The sequence below is a fragment of the Alcaligenes sp. SJTW-7 genome, assembly GCF_047716895.1.
In the GTDB taxonomy this organism is placed as follows: domain Bacteria; phylum Pseudomonadota; class Gammaproteobacteria; order Burkholderiales; family Burkholderiaceae_B; genus Alcaligenes; species Alcaligenes ammonioxydans.
The window spans coordinates 536,926-551,485 of sequence record NZ_CP136682.1 but is presented as its reverse complement, the minus strand read 5'-3'; the positions used below and the strand labels follow the sequence as shown (position 1 = coordinate 551,485).

The 14,560-nt window shown below is 56.7% G+C and carries 15 protein-coding genes; 8 read left to right on the top strand and 7 right to left on the bottom strand.

Annotation, left to right across the window (positions count from 1 at the left end; translation table 11 throughout):
* Nucleotides 1–85: 85 nt before the first annotated feature.
* The 4 genes from trmB to lysM all read left to right on the top strand — a co-directional run bounded on the left by trmB (nt 86) and on the right by lysM (nt 2,613).
* The gene (gene trmB / locus RSQ48_RS02430) at nt 86–853 is read left to right on the top strand and encodes a tRNA (guanosine(46)-N7)-methyltransferase TrmB (RefSeq protein WP_003803950.1); all 768 of its coding nucleotides are present in this window, start codon (nt 86–88) and stop codon (nt 851–853) included.
* Nucleotides 850–1,797: a prolyl aminopeptidase gene (pip, locus tag RSQ48_RS02425; RefSeq protein ID WP_415302118.1), complete on the top strand. Its 948-nt coding sequence runs from the start codon at nt 850–852 to the stop codon at nt 1,795–1,797. Before trmB ends, pip begins: the two co-directional genes overlap by 4 nt.
* 42 nt (nt 1,798–1,839) lie before the next feature.
* On the top strand, nt 1,840–2,040 hold the full coding sequence (thiS, locus tag RSQ48_RS02420) for a sulfur carrier protein ThiS (RefSeq protein WP_003803952.1): 201 nt from the start codon (nt 1,840–1,842) through the stop codon (nt 2,038–2,040).
* Nucleotides 2,041–2,169: 129 nt separating this feature from the next.
* Nucleotides 2,170–2,613 carry a peptidoglycan-binding protein LysM gene (gene lysM, locus RSQ48_RS02415; RefSeq protein ID WP_240208943.1) on the top strand — a complete coding sequence of 148 codons (444 nt, stop codon included), beginning with the start codon at nt 2,170–2,172 and terminating at the stop codon, nt 2,611–2,613.
* A gap of 155 nt (nt 2,614–2,768) precedes the next feature.
* Here the strand turns inward: lysM and ffh are convergent, their stop codons facing one another.
* Nucleotides 2,769–4,193: a signal recognition particle protein gene (ffh, locus tag RSQ48_RS02410; RefSeq protein WP_003803954.1), complete on the bottom strand. Its 1,425-nt coding sequence runs from the start codon at nt 4,191–4,193 to the stop codon at nt 2,769–2,771.
* 103 nt (nt 4,194–4,296) lie between these two features.
* On the opposite strand from ffh, the gene RSQ48_RS02405 reads away from it, so the two are divergent.
* From RSQ48_RS02405 to ampD, 3 genes are read left to right on the top strand one after another with little or no spacing between them, the layout of a single operon-like run.
* Nucleotides 4,297–5,148: an inner membrane protein YpjD gene (locus tag RSQ48_RS02405; RefSeq protein ID WP_003803955.1), complete on the top strand. Its 852-nt coding sequence runs from the start codon at nt 4,297–4,299 to the stop codon at nt 5,146–5,148.
* Entirely contained in the window at nt 5,141–5,392 is a 252-nt protein-coding gene (locus RSQ48_RS02400; protein ID WP_131071264.1) for a PP0621 family protein, read from the top strand. Before RSQ48_RS02405 ends, RSQ48_RS02400 begins: the two co-directional genes overlap by 8 nt.
* 4 nt (nt 5,393–5,396) lie before the next feature.
* On the top strand, nt 5,397–6,032 hold the full coding sequence (gene ampD / locus RSQ48_RS02395; protein WP_003803957.1) for a 1,6-anhydro-N-acetylmuramyl-L-alanine amidase AmpD: 636 nt from the start codon (nt 5,397–5,399) through the stop codon (nt 6,030–6,032).
* Here the strand turns inward: ampD and RSQ48_RS02390 are convergent.
* The 5 genes from RSQ48_RS02390 to RSQ48_RS02370 all read right to left on the bottom strand — a co-directional run bounded on the left by RSQ48_RS02390 (nt 6,020) and on the right by RSQ48_RS02370 (nt 13,424).
* Nucleotides 6,020–7,132: an alpha-hydroxy acid oxidase gene (locus RSQ48_RS02390; RefSeq protein ID WP_415302117.1), complete on the bottom strand. Its 1,113-nt coding sequence runs from the start codon at nt 7,130–7,132 to the stop codon at nt 6,020–6,022. The genes ampD and RSQ48_RS02390 overlap by 13 nt on opposite strands.
* Nucleotides 7,133–7,153: 21 nt before the next feature.
* The gene (locus RSQ48_RS02385; protein ID WP_003803959.1) at nt 7,154–7,834 is read right to left on the bottom strand and encodes a Fe2+-dependent dioxygenase; all 681 of its coding nucleotides are present in this window, start codon (nt 7,832–7,834) and stop codon (nt 7,154–7,156) included.
* Between the two features lie 99 nt (nt 7,835–7,933).
* Complete coding sequence (locus tag RSQ48_RS02380; RefSeq protein ID WP_415302116.1) at nt 7,934–10,129, bottom strand: TonB-dependent receptor; 2,196 nt, start codon at nt 10,127–10,129, stop codon at nt 7,934–7,936.
* 412 nt (nt 10,130–10,541) lie between these two features.
* Nucleotides 10,542–12,446, bottom strand: a complete 1,905-nt coding sequence (htpG, locus tag RSQ48_RS02375) for a molecular chaperone HtpG (protein WP_003803961.1) — start codon at nt 12,444–12,446, stop codon at nt 10,542–10,544.
* Between the two features lie 93 nt (nt 12,447–12,539).
* Nucleotides 12,540–13,424, bottom strand: coding sequence for an EamA family transporter (locus RSQ48_RS02370; protein ID WP_003803963.1), 885 nt, complete (start codon nt 13,422–13,424; stop codon nt 12,540–12,542).
* Nucleotides 13,425–13,590: 166 nt separating this feature from the next.
* On the opposite strand from RSQ48_RS02370, the gene RSQ48_RS02365 reads away from it, so the two are divergent.
* On the top strand, nt 13,591–13,902 hold the full coding sequence (locus RSQ48_RS02365; protein WP_131071260.1) for a monooxygenase: 312 nt from the start codon (nt 13,591–13,593) through the stop codon (nt 13,900–13,902).
* A gap of 64 nt (nt 13,903–13,966) precedes the next feature.
* Here RSQ48_RS02365 and RSQ48_RS02360 read toward each other — a convergent pair whose 3' ends face one another.
* A complete protein-coding gene (locus tag RSQ48_RS02360) occupies nt 13,967–14,509 on the bottom strand; it encodes a carboxymuconolactone decarboxylase family protein (protein WP_131071259.1) in 543 nt (180 codons plus the stop codon).
* Nucleotides 14,510–14,560: the final 51 nt, after the last annotated feature.

Here is a 14,560-nt window from a genome sequence, read left to right as displayed (position 1 = left end):
TGAATTTGGCGGCAAGACTCACTACAATAGAGCTTTCCCGCTTTTAGCTGATACGCGAGCCGTTTCCGATGCCCGCGCCCCAACCATGACCTCCAGCAACGAAAAACAATCCCTGTTGTCGCCCACTGTCGCCAACAGCAATTCCGGCGAGACCCATATCCGTAGCTTTGTTCATCGGCGCGCGCACATCACGCCCAGCCAGGAGCAAGCCTTGGCGCGCCTCTTGCCGCTGTGGTCGATCAGCTACCGCGACAACATCCTGAAACCGGAAACGGTGTTCGGCAACGACAGGCCCGTGATTCTGGAAATTGGTTTCGGCATGGGTGAAACCACCCAGAAAATTGCCCAGGCCCGACCCGATGACAATTTCCTGGGTGTGGAAGTGTTTAACGCCGGTGTCGGCGCTTTGCTCAAGCGTATTGATGACAATCAGATCAGCAATATCCGCATCATTCAGCATGACGCAGTGGAAGTGGTGCGCGACATGATCGCGCCTGCTTCGCTGGCTGGCATTCACATCTACTTCCCCGATCCCTGGCCCAAAAAACGCCACCACAAGCGCCGACTGGTCCAGTCGCCCTTTATTCAGTTGCTCAGCAGCCGCCTCAAGCCCGGTGGCTATATTCACTGCGCAACCGATTGGGAAAATTATGCGGAGCAGATGCTGGAAGTGCTGTCGGCTGAACCCATGCTGACCAACACGCACGAGGGCTACGCACCTCGTCCCGACTTTCGGCCGCTAACCAAATTTGAGAATCGCGGACTGCGTCTGGGCCATGGCGTATGGGATCTGATCTTCACGCGCAATGACACCCCTACCCCTGAACTGAACTGGCCCAAGAAAGAACAATGAGCGCAACCCTGTTCCCGCCGATCGAGCCTTACGCACAAGGCACCTTGCATACCGATGATGGCCACCATATCTACTGGGAATGCTGCGGCAACCCGGCCGGAAAGCCAGCCATCTTCCTGCATGGTGGACCGGGATCAGGATGCTCTACCGATCATCGCCGCCTGTTCGACCCGCAAAAATACAATGTGCTGTTGTTCGATCAGCGCGGTTGCGGGCGCTCATACCCTCATGCCAGCCTGGAGAACAACACCACCTGGCATCTGGTTGAGGATATGGAGCGCTTGCGCAGGGAAAAGCTCAAAGCGGACAAGATGCTGGTCTTTGGCGGTTCCTGGGGTTCGACTCTGGCGCTGGCCTATGCCCAGACTCACCCCGCGCACGTCAGCGAACTGATCGTGCGGGGCATCTTCATGGCGCGCCCGCAAGAGCTGCACTGGTTTTATCAGGACGGTGCCTCGCGCCTGTTCCCCGATATGTGGGAACAGTACCTGGCCCCCATTCCCGAGAACGAGCGCCATGATTTGATCACGGCCTACCACAAGCGTCTGACAGGTGACGACCCTGCTGTACAGCTGCGGGCCGCGCATGCCTGGTCACAGTGGGAAAGCAACACCATTACACTGTTGCCCAGCCAGAATCACCTGGACGCCAAATCCAGTGATAAGGCGGCCTTGGCTTTTGCTCGTATTGAAAACCACTATTTCATGAATCAGGGCTTTCTGGAGCCGGATCAACTGCTCAAAAATGTCCACCGCCTGCACGGCATTCCCGGGGTAATCGTCCAGGGGCGCTATGATGTGTGCACTCCGGCGCATACAGCCTGGCAACTGCATCGCGCCTGGCCCCAGGCAGAATTCCATATGGTGGCCGACGCGGGTCACGCTTATGACGAACCGGGTATTTTGGCCCGTTTGTTGGCTGCCACCCGGAAATTTGCCATCTGAATCACGCGTCCGACCCTTGTCGGGCACTATCCAGAGACAAGAATGAACATTACCTTGAATGGCCAGAGCAAGACTTTGGCAAACTCCGATACGATTGGCTCCCTGATCCGCGAGCTAGGCTACGAGAACAAGCGCATTGCTGTAGAGCTTAACGGCGATATCGTGCCCAAAAGCCAGCATGCCAATACCCCTATCAAGGACGGCGACACGATTGAAATCGTGGTTGCGGTCGGAGGCGGCTGACGCCCCTTCCTAAAATGCACAATTGCTGACATTCCGGTACCGCTTCACCGTTAGAAATGCGGTCATAATGGGTGGATTGGCCTGCCAGCGAGCAGGCTGCCATAGAACCCTAACTTCAGGAGCAAAGCGATGGGCGTATTCAGTTTTCTTAAAGATGTCGGCGAAAAACTCTTTGGCGCCAATGAGGCCAAAGCAGCCACCGCAGACGAACTGCAGAAAGAACTGGCCAAACACCAGCTGTCCGCTGACGGTCTGAATCTGACGGTAGAGGGCGATAAGGTCACGGTCAGCGGTCAGGTTGCCTCCACCGAACAGGCGGAAAAAATCGTACTGGCACTGGGTAACACCTTGGGTGTGGCACAAGTCGATAACCAGTTGACGGTGGCACAGCCGTCCATCGAGGCCACCATGTACACCGTCCAAAAAGGCGATACCTTGTGGAAAATTGCCGAAGTCCATTACGGCACACCCCATGGGGCCAAGTACACGGTCATTTTTGAGGCCAACAAACCCATGCTCAGCCATCCTGACAAGATCTATCCCGGTCAGGTACTGCGTATTCCTGCCCTGTAAAACGGGCTTGTACCGGTCTTTGTCCATCGGTGACAGGCCTGGATTTTCGCTCAAGCCAAAACAAAACGCCCGATGCAGTGCATCGGGCGTTTTTTTATTGACTCAAGCCTCCAGGAGAAGCGGATCACGCCACTCCCGCCGACTTTAACGGCTGCCTAGCGAAAACCCTTGAAACCTTTACCGGCCAGACCTTTCAAGGCTCCCATGCCGCCCAGGCCCCGCATCATTTTGGCCATGCCGCCCTTTTTCATCTGTTTCATCATGCCCTGCATCTGCTCGAACTGATTAAGCAGACGGTTGACCTCTTGCACCGACACGCCCGAACCAGCCGCAATGCGACGCTTGCGCGACGCCTTCAGCAACTCAGGCTTGGCACGCTCGGCAGGAGTCATGGAATTCAAGATGCCTTCAGTACGGCGCAATTGCTGCTCAGCCTGACCGCCTTGCAGCTGGGACGCCGCCTGAGAAAACTGGGCAGGCAGTTTTTCCAGCAAAGAGCCCATATCGCCCAGCTTTTTGACTTGCTGTAACTGATCGCGAAAGTCGTTCAGGTCGAACTTGTCGCCGGCCTTGATCTTGTCGGTAATCTTTTGCGCGTCGGCAATGTCGATGTTGCGCTGAGCCTGCTCGACCAGAGAGACAATATCGCCCATCCCCAACACCCGCTGAGCCATGCGCTCGGGGTGGAAAGGCTCCAGACCGTCCAGTTTTTCCGATACTCCCACGAACTTCAACGGTTTGCCGGTGACGTGGCGTACCGACAAGGCTGCACCACCTCGGGCATCACCGTCGAGCTTGGTCAAGACCACACCGGTCAGGGGCAGAGCGTCGGCGAAAGCCTTGGCAACATTGACCGCGTCCTGGCCCTGCATGGCATCGACCACAAACAAGGTTTCGATCGGGTTCAGCAAATCGTACAGCGCGCGTATCTCGCGCATCATCTCTTCATCAATGCCCAGACGACCGGCCGTGTCGACAATCAACACATCGAAGTGATGACGTTTGGCATGATCCAAGGCATGACGGGCAATGTCTGCAGGCTTTTGGCTGGGATCGGAAGGCAGAAACTCCACACCGACCTGCGCGGCAACGGTTTTCAACTGCTCGATAGCGGCAGGACGGTAGACGTCGGCACTGACCACCAGCACTTTTTTCTTGCCTGTCTTGCGGCCATGCTGGATATGGCCGCCTTCGCTAAGCCATTTGGCCAGCTTACCAGTGGTCGTGGTCTTACCGGCCCCTTGCAAACCCGCCATCAGAATCACAGCAGGAGGCTGGGCAGCCAAGGACAGCTCGCTGGCGTTGTCGCCCAGGTCTGCCCCCATCAAGTTGGTCAGCTCCTGGTGAACAACCCCTACCAGCGCCTGCCCCGGATTGAGGCTGTCGGCAACTTCAACACCAAGTGCCTTTTCCTTGACCCGTGCCACAAAATCGCGCACGACCGGCAAGGCCACGTCCGCCTCCAGCAGCGCCAGACGCACTTCCCTCAACATATCCTGAGTATTGGATTCGGTCAGACGAGCCTGGCCGCGCATGGTTTTCACCACACGTGACATACGCTGGGTCAGATTTTCAAACATAGGACTGGGTTCGCTTAAACTAGGTTATCGTGTGGTCTACGAATAAGAATAAAATGGCCACTTGAGGTACGCCCCGTACCGTTTTTCAGGAAAACCGGGACTTATGTCTGCAAGTATTGTATTTCACTTGCTCGCCGCACTGGCGTACATCGTGCTGTCGATCTCGCTCTGGCGTCCATTGACTCGCGGCAGCACCCGAACCGTACTGAACGCCCCCAGCCGGGTAGCCTTGCTATGCGCCATCATTGTGCACGGAGCGGGCCTGTTGCTGACGATTGTGCAGCCCCAGGGGCTGCATCTGAGCTGGGCATTGGCCCTATCGGCGGCAATCTGGCTGGGTATGGTGGTGTTCTGGTTCCAAAGCCTGTATCTGCGTCTGGACAGCCTGCTGCTCATTCTACTGCCTGCAGCCACAATCGTCAGCCTGCTGGCCATGGCTTTTCCCCAGGGCCATATCGTCAACCATGTGGGCAATGAATGGTTGCGCATCCACCTGATGATCGCCCTGGTCGCTTATGGTCTCAGCACAGTGGCTGCCTTGCATGCCGTCCTGATGACCGCGCTGGACCGTCAACTACACCGCCCCGTGGCTCATCAGGAGCAACGCGGCCTGTTCAGCCGGGTGCTGGACACCATGCCGCCCCTGCTGGTCCAGGAAGAGCTGCTGTTTCGTCTGATCCGCGTCTCTTTCCTTATTCTGACCCTCACGATTTTGAGCGGAGCCGCTGTCTCCATGGCCATAGATGGTAAATTTCTGCCAGCGGACCATAAAACTGTCTTTACCTTGCTGTCCTGGGTTACATTTGGTGGCTTATTATGGGGTCGAAAACAGTATGGATGGCGCGGTCGGGTAGCCTTGCGCTGGACCTTGGCCGGCTTTGCCTTCCTGCTGCTCGCCTATACAGGCAGCCACTTTGTACTGGACGTCATCTTGCAACGAGGGAAAATTGGGTAAAGTCTTATTCTGGGTTGTGGTCATTCTGGGGGCCATGATCATTGCCCGCATCGTGTCACAAAACAAGGCCCGCAAGCGCACTCCACCCAACCCGACCACGCGCCCCCCACGCAAGAAAGGCGGTGCCGAAGAGATGGTTCGTTGTGCGCACTGTGGCATTTACCTGCCGCGTTCTGAAGCCCTGATGAGCAATCATCACACCTGGTGCAGCCTGGAACACGCCAAGCGCGGCCCGCGCAATTGAAGCTATGGCTCGCATGCACCACGCCTACGACCTGGATCGCCAGGGCTGGCTCAAACCTCATGCCAATGTCCTACGGGCCCTGTCTCCCAATCAGGATGAGCGCCCCGAGGGCGACACCCCGACCTTGCTGGTGCTGCACAACATCAGCCTGCCCCCCGGGGAGTTTGGCGGACCCTATATTCGGGATTTCTTCCAGAACCAGCTGGATATCAGTGCTCATCCCTGGTTCGAGAATATCCGGGACCTGAAAGTATCAGCGCACTTTCTGATTCAGCGCACGGGCCATATCATCCAGTTTGTGCCCACTACCCGCCGTGCCTGGCATGCGGGTGTGTCACGCTTTGAAGACCGTGAGCGCTGCAATGACTTCTCTATTGGCATCGAGCTGGAAGGCAGCGATTTCGAGCCTTTTACAGAAGCGCAGTACCGGGAACTGTCCCGTCTGAGCCGCGCCCTGCGTATGCGCCATAACTTGACCGCAGTACGTGGACACGAGCATATCGCCCCGGGGCGCAAGACCGATCCGGGGCCATTCTTTGATTGGGAAAGGGTGAAGCGGGAACATGGCTGGCCCAAAGAAAGCTTGCCGGAGCAAGAGCTGGAACCCAAGCCGCAACCAGTGCCCGCTCAGGATCGATAAAGCAGTTCAGGGCCAATATCAGCCAAGGTGTTGCAACCCGTCAGAGCCATTGCCACTTCCAGTTCCGCCCGCAAAATATGCAGGACATGCGCCACGCCGGCCGCTCCTGCGGCGGCTAGACCATAAATATAAGGACGGCCAATCATCACGGCTGTTGCACCCAGCGCCAATGCCTTGAGCACATCGGTTCCGCGTCGAATACCGCCATCCATCAAGACCGGCACCCTGCCCTGCACGACCTGACAAACCTGTGCCAAGACGTCCACAGAGGCGGGAGCACCATCCAACGTTCGCCCTCCGTGATTGGACACCACAATTCCGGCGACCCCCCTATCCAGGGCTCGCTGAGCGTCTCGGGGTCGCATCACACCCTTCACCCATACCGGTAAAGGACTGTTCTGCACCAACCAGGCCAGATCCTCCCAGGTCGGCGCCGTATTCAACAAACCACTAGCAAACAAAGGACTGGTTCCTGCTGCACCCAAAACCACCTGTTGCTTGGGCGCCCCCCGCAGATTCACGGCGTCCACCCCCTCAGGCAAGCTAAAGCCGGCACGTTGCTCCTGATTACGCACACCATTGACCGCAGCATCTACCGTCAACATCAGCGCGGCATAACCGGCCGCTTCGAGCCGCCTCAATAAATCCACAGTAAAGGCGCGATCCGTTTGCCAGTACCACTGGGCCCACAAAGGGGCGTGCGCCCGTGCGGCGATCTCTTCAAAGGAATGACTGGCCTGCATGCTGATTACGCTAGTCGCCCCCATCGCACCCGCGCCCAACACACTGGCCAATTCACCGTCAGGGTGAGCCAGGCGCTGATAAGCCACGGGAGCCAGAAGAATCGGGTAATCCATGGACTGCCCGTGCAGCGTCAAGCGGGTCGAGGGCTGATCAAATTCGCTGAGAGCAGCAGGCCATAGGCCCCAACGCCCGAAGCTGGCCAGATTGTCTTGCAAGGTAAGCTCATCGGCTGCCCCCGTGCTGAAGTAAGCCCAGTCCTGCGCACGCATACGCTGACGGGCATAGGATTCGTAATCCCTCAGGCAGCTAATCTGGGCCGGGATGTGAGTGAGTGGGGGCAGTCGTTCGTGGGACATGGTCAATCAAGCTCCAGGCGATCAGACATCGCTCCATTCACGCAGCAAATTGTGGTAAATCCCCGTCAGGCGTGACAGCTCCTGGGCATCCGCATTCTGCCTGGCCAGTTGCTGAATGCTCTGATCCAGCTCCCACAGCAATTTGCGTTGATGCGCGTGGCGCACCATGCTTTGCGTCCAGAAAAAGGAGGCATAGCGCGTTCCTTTCGTTACCGGCTCTACGCGATGCAAGCTGGTACCGGGATACACCACCATATGTCCTGCAGGCAGCTTGATGGATTGAGTGCCGTACACATCCTCGATGATCAGCTCGCCCCCCTCGTACTCGTCGGGATCACTGAAAAACAAGGTTGTGGACACATCGGTACGCAAGCGCTGGGGCGTGCCAGGAACGGTAAAAATCGCGTTATCAATGTGGTTGCCATATTCCCCGCCACCCTCGTAACGATTAAAGCGTGGCGGCAGCATGCGCAGTGGCAAGGCAGCGGCAATAAAGCCGCTGTGCTGCCCCAGTACGTGCATCAGAAACTCGCCCATCTGACGGGCAAGAGGCGCATCCAGAGGCAACTGCAAATTGCGCTTGCTGTGCTGGGCCAGATAGCCTGCCGTCGTGCGTCCGTCCTCCCACTGCGCCTGCTCCAGGGCCTGGCGACAATCGCGCAATTGCTCGGCATCGAGAACGTCGGGAATAGTAATCAGCATGAGAGACCTGCGAGAACAAAGACACACATCGGAACGCGGAAAAAGCAGATGAGCCGCCCCCGCGGGCGGCCCATCTGCCATCAGCCTACCCGAGGCAATTTACTCGAAACGGTAAGACGCATTGAACATGTAAGAGCGGCCGGGGCCCACGTTGGCAAAAATCCCCACGTGGGAAGCATCATACATGCGTACATTGCTGATGTTGTTGACGTTGAACTGGAAGGACACGTTCTTGTTCAGCTCGTAGCGCGCCATCGCATCGTAACGCCAGTACGACGGCAGCTTCAGCTGATTGGCATCATCCACAAACCGCTTGCCCACAAAGGTGGCGCCTGCACCCAAGGTCAGCTCGGGCATCACTTTGTAAGTCGTCCAGATATTGAAGCTTTGTGTGGCGATGAATTTCATCTGATTGCCGTCAAAGACGTTGCTGCCATTGCGGTACTTCTTGATCTTGGGGTCCAGGTAGGTATAGCCTGCCCACAGATTCCAGTTCGGCGTGATCGCGCCAGCCGCACCCAGCTCCAGGCCCCGCACACGATTGCTGCCGCTTAACGACACATCACCGGTCAGCGGGTCGGTAGAACGGGCATCTTTCTTGTCGGTCTGGAATACGGCGGCGGTCAGCGACAATTTTTCGTCGGCCACATCCCACTTGGTACCCAGCTCCCAGCTGTAACTGCGCTCGGGCTTCAGATCACGGATGGCCGCGCCGCCTGCCGGGCCATCTGCTCCCCCAGCCTGCCCCAGATTTTCGCCTGTCGGGTTGGAGGACGTACCGTAACTCAAGTAGATGGAACCGTTCTGAGCGGGCTTATAGACTACGCCCAGCTGATAGTTCCACATATCGTCGGTGCGGGAGTCCTTGGTATTGTCGGCCTCAAAGCGATCAAAGCGCAGGCCGCCATTCACCATCCATTGCTCGTTCAATGTCAAAGTGTCAAAGAGATACGCGGAACGGGTATTGATGTCGCCTGTCTTGGTCTTGGGACCGTACTGCAAGGAATAGTTGTACTGACGATTGGGGTCGGGGTTGTAGAACGAGTCCGTGTCACGGCCTGGCCCGCCCGTCATGGCTTTGTTGTGAATTTCCTCTTTGCTGATCTCCACACCCGCCACAATATCGTGCTTGATCGAACCGGTATTGAAGCTGCCATACACATCAGTCTGGTTCAGCAAGGACTCAGCCACCCGGTAATTCGTCCGGTCATCGCGACGAAACTGCAGACCAGGTCCCTCCGACGCGCAAGCACCACCCGCCCCTGCCACGCAATTGTCAAAGGACGGACGGGTCATCAGGTAATGGTTCAGCGTCTTGCTGTAACGGGTAACGTTACGCACCGTGAAACGATCATTGAGATCATGCTCAATATTGGCTGAGGCGGTATCGGCAATGTATTTGCGGAAATCTACATTGTGACGACCGTAGAAATTGTCACGATCCGCTTCCAAAGGCGTGACACGGCCCGGGTTGGCGGCATTCTTGAAGGGGAAGCCCAGATCGGGCATATCCTTGTTTTCAAGCCGGGAGTAGGACAACGTAACACGCGTGGGCGTGCCCAAGCCAAAGGCAATCGAAGGAGCGATTCCCCACCGGTCGATTTTTACCCCATCGCGACCCGGGACATCGCCGCCCATACGCATCAGGTTCAAGCGAATTGCCCCCGTATCCGAAAACACATAGTTGCCGTCGGCAGTCAGACGATACTGGTCCGACGTGCCGTAACCCGCTTCCACCTGGAAAAAGTCCTTGAGCTTGGGCGACTTGGTCACCAGGTTCAAGCTGCCGCCCGTGCCGCCACGGCCGGTATAGGCCGAGCTGGGGCCTTTCAGAACCTCAACCGATTCCAGATTGAAGGTCTCATGCGAGCCACGAGAGTAATCGCGCACACCATCGATAAAAATATCGGTACTGGCTTCATAACCACGGATAAAAGGACGGTCCCCCACGGGCGTGCCGCCTTCACCCGATCCCAGCGTAATGCCAGGGGTCGTGCGCAGCACATCTTGCAGCGAGGTCGCGCCACGGTCCCGGATCACCTCCTCTGGAATCACGGTGATGGAACGCGGTGTGTTCAACAAGCTCTCAGAGAATTTGACCGACTGCGCTTTGTGGGCCTGAAAGCCATCTATGCCATTGGCGTCTGCCGAACCCTGCACTTTAATCGACTGCAACTCGGTCACACCCGGATCAGCGGTTTGCGCCATCGCAGGCGCGGTCAGGGCAGCAAACAAGGCAGCAGACAAAACCGTCTCGGCAAAGCGGCGAGGCGGTACGGAAGAAACAAACAACATACCAGCTCCAAATGGTAGGTATCACTTTTTCAAGACAGGATTAAGGGAGCCAGGCCAATCGCTTGCGTCGGCGGCTTCTCACTGCTTGATAAGTTCTTTTAATAAAGGAAACGTAATATTAATCATTCTTATTACTAAGTCCATCCAAAACAGGCCTTTTCCTTAAATTCTGCTGAAAAAAAGCAGGATCAGTACCAGAGTGTGGCGTACCCGCATCGTACTGAGATCAATTCTCATTAAGATAGACAAAAAGTGAAAAATCGCTTAATACCTATCGCTTCCTGATGAGGATTCTGGGCTTTTGCGCCGCGTTAGCCGACTGACAAACACAAAAAAGCCCTGATCCTCGTACAGAGGATCAGGGCTTTTCCAAGAAGTCCCGGACTGCGCTTTACGCACAGTCCATACAAGGTTACAGATTCAACAACAAACGATTCACCCGTTTTACGAAACTGGCGGGATCTTGCAATGCGGCACCTTCAGCCAGCATGGCTTGTTCCAGCAGCAGTTGCGCCCACTCCCCAAAGGCTTCATCGTCAGCGGCTTGCACCTTGGCAATCAAAGCATGCTCTGGATTGATTTCCAGAATCGGCTTGACCTCCGGCGCTTCCTGCCCCGCCGCCTGCAACATGCGCAGCAGGTGCGGACTCAGTTCGTTGGCGTCCACCACCACGCAGGCCGGGGAGTCGACCAGACGGGCCGTAATACGCACCTCTTTGACCTTGTCGCCCAACGTGGTTTTCAGACGCTCCACCAAAGGCTTGAAGGTCTCGGCGACTTCAGCCTGATGTTTCTTTTCCTCTTCGTCAGCCAGCGAGTCCAGGTCCAGCCCCCCTTTGGCCACGGAAACCAGTTGCTTGCCTTCAAATTCGCGCAGATAAGACAACATCCACTCGTCCACGCGATCAGACATCAGCAGCACCTCGATCCCTTTCTTGCGGAACACTTCCAGATGCGGGCTGTTGGAGGCGGCGGCGAAGGTATCTGCCGTCACATAGTAAATCTTGTCCTGGCCTTCCTTCATGCGACCGATATAGTCGTTCAAGGACACCGTCTGGGCCGAGCCCTCCTGATGCGTGGACGCAAAGCGCAGCAAGGCCGCAATCCGGGCCTGGTTGCCCATATCTTCGCCCGTGCCCTCTTTGAGCACCTGACCGAACTGATTCCAGAACTCAGCATATTGCTCGGGCTGGTTCTCCGCCAGATCTTCCAGCAAGGACAGGATGCGCTTGGCGCTGCCTTCGCGGATGGCGCGTACGTCGCGGCTTTCCTGCAAAATTTCGCGCGAGACGTTCAAGGGCAGATCCGCCGAGTCGATCACGCCACGCACAAACCGCAGATAGGCCGGCAACAACTGCTCAGCGTCGTCCATGATGAACACGCGTTTGACGTACAGCTTCACGCCGCGGCGAGCGTCACGATCCCACAGATCAAAAGGAGCCTGCTTGGGCACATACAACAGTTGGGTGTATTCGCTGCGACCTTCCACCCGGTTGTGTGTCCAGGCCAAGGGGTTCTCGTAATCGTGAGCGATGTGTTTGTAGAATTCCTGGTACTGCTCGTCGCTAATTTCCGACTTGGAGCGCGTCCACAAGGCACTGGCCTGGTTCACGCTTTCCCATTCATCTTGTTTGACCTGCTGCTGCTTGTCTTCGTCCCAGTCCTCTTTGCGCATTTGTACCGGCAAAGAAATGTGATCCGAGTAGCGGCGCAGCACATTGCGCAAACGCCAGCCATCCAGGAACTCATCCTCGCCTTCGCGCAGATGCAAGGTGATGCTGGTGCCGCGCTCGGCTTTCTCGGCAGACGCGATGGTAAATTCGCCCTCGCCGGTGGACTCCCACAAGACGGCTTCCTGGTCCTCGCCGGCACGACGTGTCAGTACCGACACTTTATCGGCGACGATAAACGAGGAATAAAAGCCCACCCCGAACTGACCAATCAGTTGGGTGTCTTTTTGCTTGTCGCCTGTCAGCTGAGAGAAGAACTCCTTGGTGCCGGACCGGGCGATCGTGCCCAGGTTGGCAATGGCTTCATCACGCGACATGCCAATGCCATTGTCGGAAATAGTGATCGTGCGTGCTTCCTTGTCAAAGTCCACACGAATGCGCAGTTCCGGGTCGCCCTCAAGCAAGGCAGGATTGTCGATGGCCTCAAAGCGCAGTTTGTCACAGGCATCCGACGCATTGGATACCAGCTCACGCAGGAAAATCTCCTTGTTGCTGTACAAGGAGTGAATCATCAAATGCAGTAATTGTTTGACTTCAGCCTGAAAACCCAAGGTTTCGGACGTATTCGCAGTGTCAGTCTGGCTCATGGTGAAAAAGCAAAAAATGGGTTGATGGCCACGCGCAGGTGCGCGCCCTATTGCAGACAGATAGGGTCGGCCCCGCATATTTCAAGAGAGCAATCAGGCAGACGGTCCGGCAGTCAGGGCGATCACCCCGGCGATCATGACGGCACAGCCCAGCAAACTCCAGGCATTGGCTTTCTCGCGCAGGACCACCATGCCCAGCAGCGTGCCCGCCATCATGGACATTTCCCGAGCTGGTGCCACCATGGACAGGGGGGCTCCCAGGCGCAGCGCCTGCAAAACCAGTATGTAAGACAGGGGCGAGAGCAGGCCCACGGCTGCCGCCAGCTTCCAATAAGGCTTCAGTTTGATAAAGCCTTCCCGTCCACGCTTGGCAATGAAGGGGGCCAGCATGCCCAGACGTAGCACATTGCTGAACCAGTCCAACAAGAACGGCGAGATCAGTAATACTTTGACGCCGTAGGCATCCACCACGGTATAGGCCGCAATTAAAATCCCCGTCTGCATGCCCCAGCGCACGCCGGTTAGCGCAGCGGGGTTGAAGAAACGCCGCAAATGACCTTGCGTGGCAATCAGCAAGATTCCCATCACCACCAGCAAGATACCAAGCACCCCCACAGGCCGTACCGGCTCACCGAGCAGAATGAAGGCGCCCACGGAAGAGAGCATGGGACCGGTGCCGCGTGCAATCGGATAGACCACCGACAAGTCCGCCACCTGGTAGCCTTTTTGCAGACTCAGGCTATAGCCCATATGCAGCAACGCGCTTAACACCAGACAAGTCACGGTCTCGGTGGTCCAAGGCATATTGCCTTCGGTAAACACCACCCACAACATGATGGGAAAATAAAACAGGATGGCAAAAAAGGAGTACGCAAATACAAAATGGGCTCCTGCCATCGCCGCTCGTTTGGAGAGCAGATTCCAGCCCGCATGAATGAACGCAGCACACACCACCAACAACACAGCGGTCCAGGACATGAGGGCTTCCACCGGCAAATCGCAAAACAAAAACTATACGCCCCCTTCAGGGGCGAGGCCAGCCAATCACACCGCTTTCAACGTCCCATGACAAATAAAAGACAATACGGGAGCATTTCATCATCAGGGTATGATGATCGTCACGTATTTTGATTTGGAGCCGACCATGAGCACCTTGCTGTATGTTGATTTTCCCTACTCCGGCCCCTGGGGCGAGGACATGGCCATCGCCATGAAAGAACTGGCGCAATCCATTTCGCAGGAACCGGGATTGATCTGGAAACTCTGGACGGAAAATCAGGAGCAGTCCAAGGCTGGCGGGGTGTATTTGTTCAGTGACAAGGCAAGCGCACAGGCCTATCTGGACATGCACAGCAAGCGGCTCAACAGCGTTGGTATCACCGGCATCGACGCCCGCTTTTTTGATGTAAATCCGGCACTGAGCGAAATTAACGCCGGCCCGTTGTCCGGCAACTAGCGCCGGCCGTACCGACGCAGTAAAACCCGCCTGCCTCTCCAGCAAGCGGGTCATCAAACCTTGTTTAAGCCGTCAGCTCAACCGCGTTGAAATCGACCGGAACATCCAGCGCATTGTTGATGTAATTGGTGAACAGATTCAAGGCCGTGACACCGACCAGCTCCACCACCTCACCCTCGGAAAAACCTGCGTCGCGCACGGCTTGCACATCCGCCGCCGACACTTGACCCCGCTGATCGACCAGCTTGAGCACAAACTTCAGGGCGGCCGCCGTGCGTGGATCATCAGACTGACCACGTTGGGCCTGGGCCAGAGTCTCCGAGCTCAAACCAGCATTGGCACCGAGCACATTGTGGGCAGCCAGGCAATACTCGCAACGATTGCGGTCAGCAATAGCCACTGCCAGTTGCTCGCCCAGTTTTGCACCCAGCTTGCCACCCGCAAAAGCACCGAAAGACCCCCACATGCTGCGCAAAGCGGCGGGCGAGTTGGACACCATTCGGAACATGGCAGGCACATTGCCGCCAAAAGCCTTTTGAATTTCCTGCAAAGCAGGTTGGCTGGCGGCGGGAGCTTGAGCAACATCAGGCAACGTAAGACGGGACATGGTGATCTCCTGGTGAAGTAGGCCCTGAGGGCCAAAATGAATCTGACAGGG

What these genes read in the sequence shown, in the direction of transcription:
- RSQ48_RS02380 (WP_415302116.1), bottom strand. Translation starts at nt 10,129, where the DNA reads ATGTTGTTTGTTTCTTCCGTACCGCCTCGCCGCTTTGCCGAGACGGTT.
- ampD (WP_003803957.1), top strand. Translation starts at nt 5,397, where the DNA reads ATGGCTCGCATGCACCACGCCTACGACCTGGATCGCCAGGGCTGGCTC.
- RSQ48_RS02360 (WP_131071259.1), bottom strand. Translation starts at nt 14,509, where the DNA reads ATGTCCCGTCTTACGTTGCCTGATGTTGCTCAAGCTCCCGCCGCCAGC.
- ffh (WP_003803954.1), bottom strand. Translation starts at nt 4,193, where the DNA reads ATGTTTGAAAATCTGACCCAGCGTATGTCACGTGTGGTGAAAACCATG.
- RSQ48_RS02390 (WP_415302117.1), bottom strand. Translation starts at nt 7,132, where the DNA reads ATGTCCCACGAACGACTGCCCCCACTCACTCACATCCCGGCCCAGATT.
- trmB (WP_003803950.1), top strand. Translation starts at nt 86, where the DNA reads ATGACCTCCAGCAACGAAAAACAATCCCTGTTGTCGCCCACTGTCGCC.
- RSQ48_RS02370 (WP_003803963.1), bottom strand. Translation starts at nt 13,424, where the DNA reads ATGTCCTGGACCGCTGTGTTGTTGGTGGTGTGTGCTGCGTTCATTCAT.
- lysM (WP_240208943.1), top strand. Translation starts at nt 2,170, where the DNA reads ATGGGCGTATTCAGTTTTCTTAAAGATGTCGGCGAAAAACTCTTTGGC.
- thiS (WP_003803952.1), top strand. Translation starts at nt 1,840, where the DNA reads ATGAACATTACCTTGAATGGCCAGAGCAAGACTTTGGCAAACTCCGAT.
- htpG (WP_003803961.1), bottom strand. Translation starts at nt 12,446, where the DNA reads ATGAGCCAGACTGACACTGCGAATACGTCCGAAACCTTGGGTTTTCAG.
- RSQ48_RS02365 (WP_131071260.1), top strand. Translation starts at nt 13,591, where the DNA reads ATGAGCACCTTGCTGTATGTTGATTTTCCCTACTCCGGCCCCTGGGGC.
- RSQ48_RS02385 (WP_003803959.1), bottom strand. Translation starts at nt 7,834, where the DNA reads ATGCTGATTACTATTCCCGACGTTCTCGATGCCGAGCAATTGCGCGAT.
- pip (WP_415302118.1), top strand. Translation starts at nt 850, where the DNA reads ATGAGCGCAACCCTGTTCCCGCCGATCGAGCCTTACGCACAAGGCACC.
- RSQ48_RS02405 (WP_003803955.1), top strand. Translation starts at nt 4,297, where the DNA reads ATGTCTGCAAGTATTGTATTTCACTTGCTCGCCGCACTGGCGTACATC.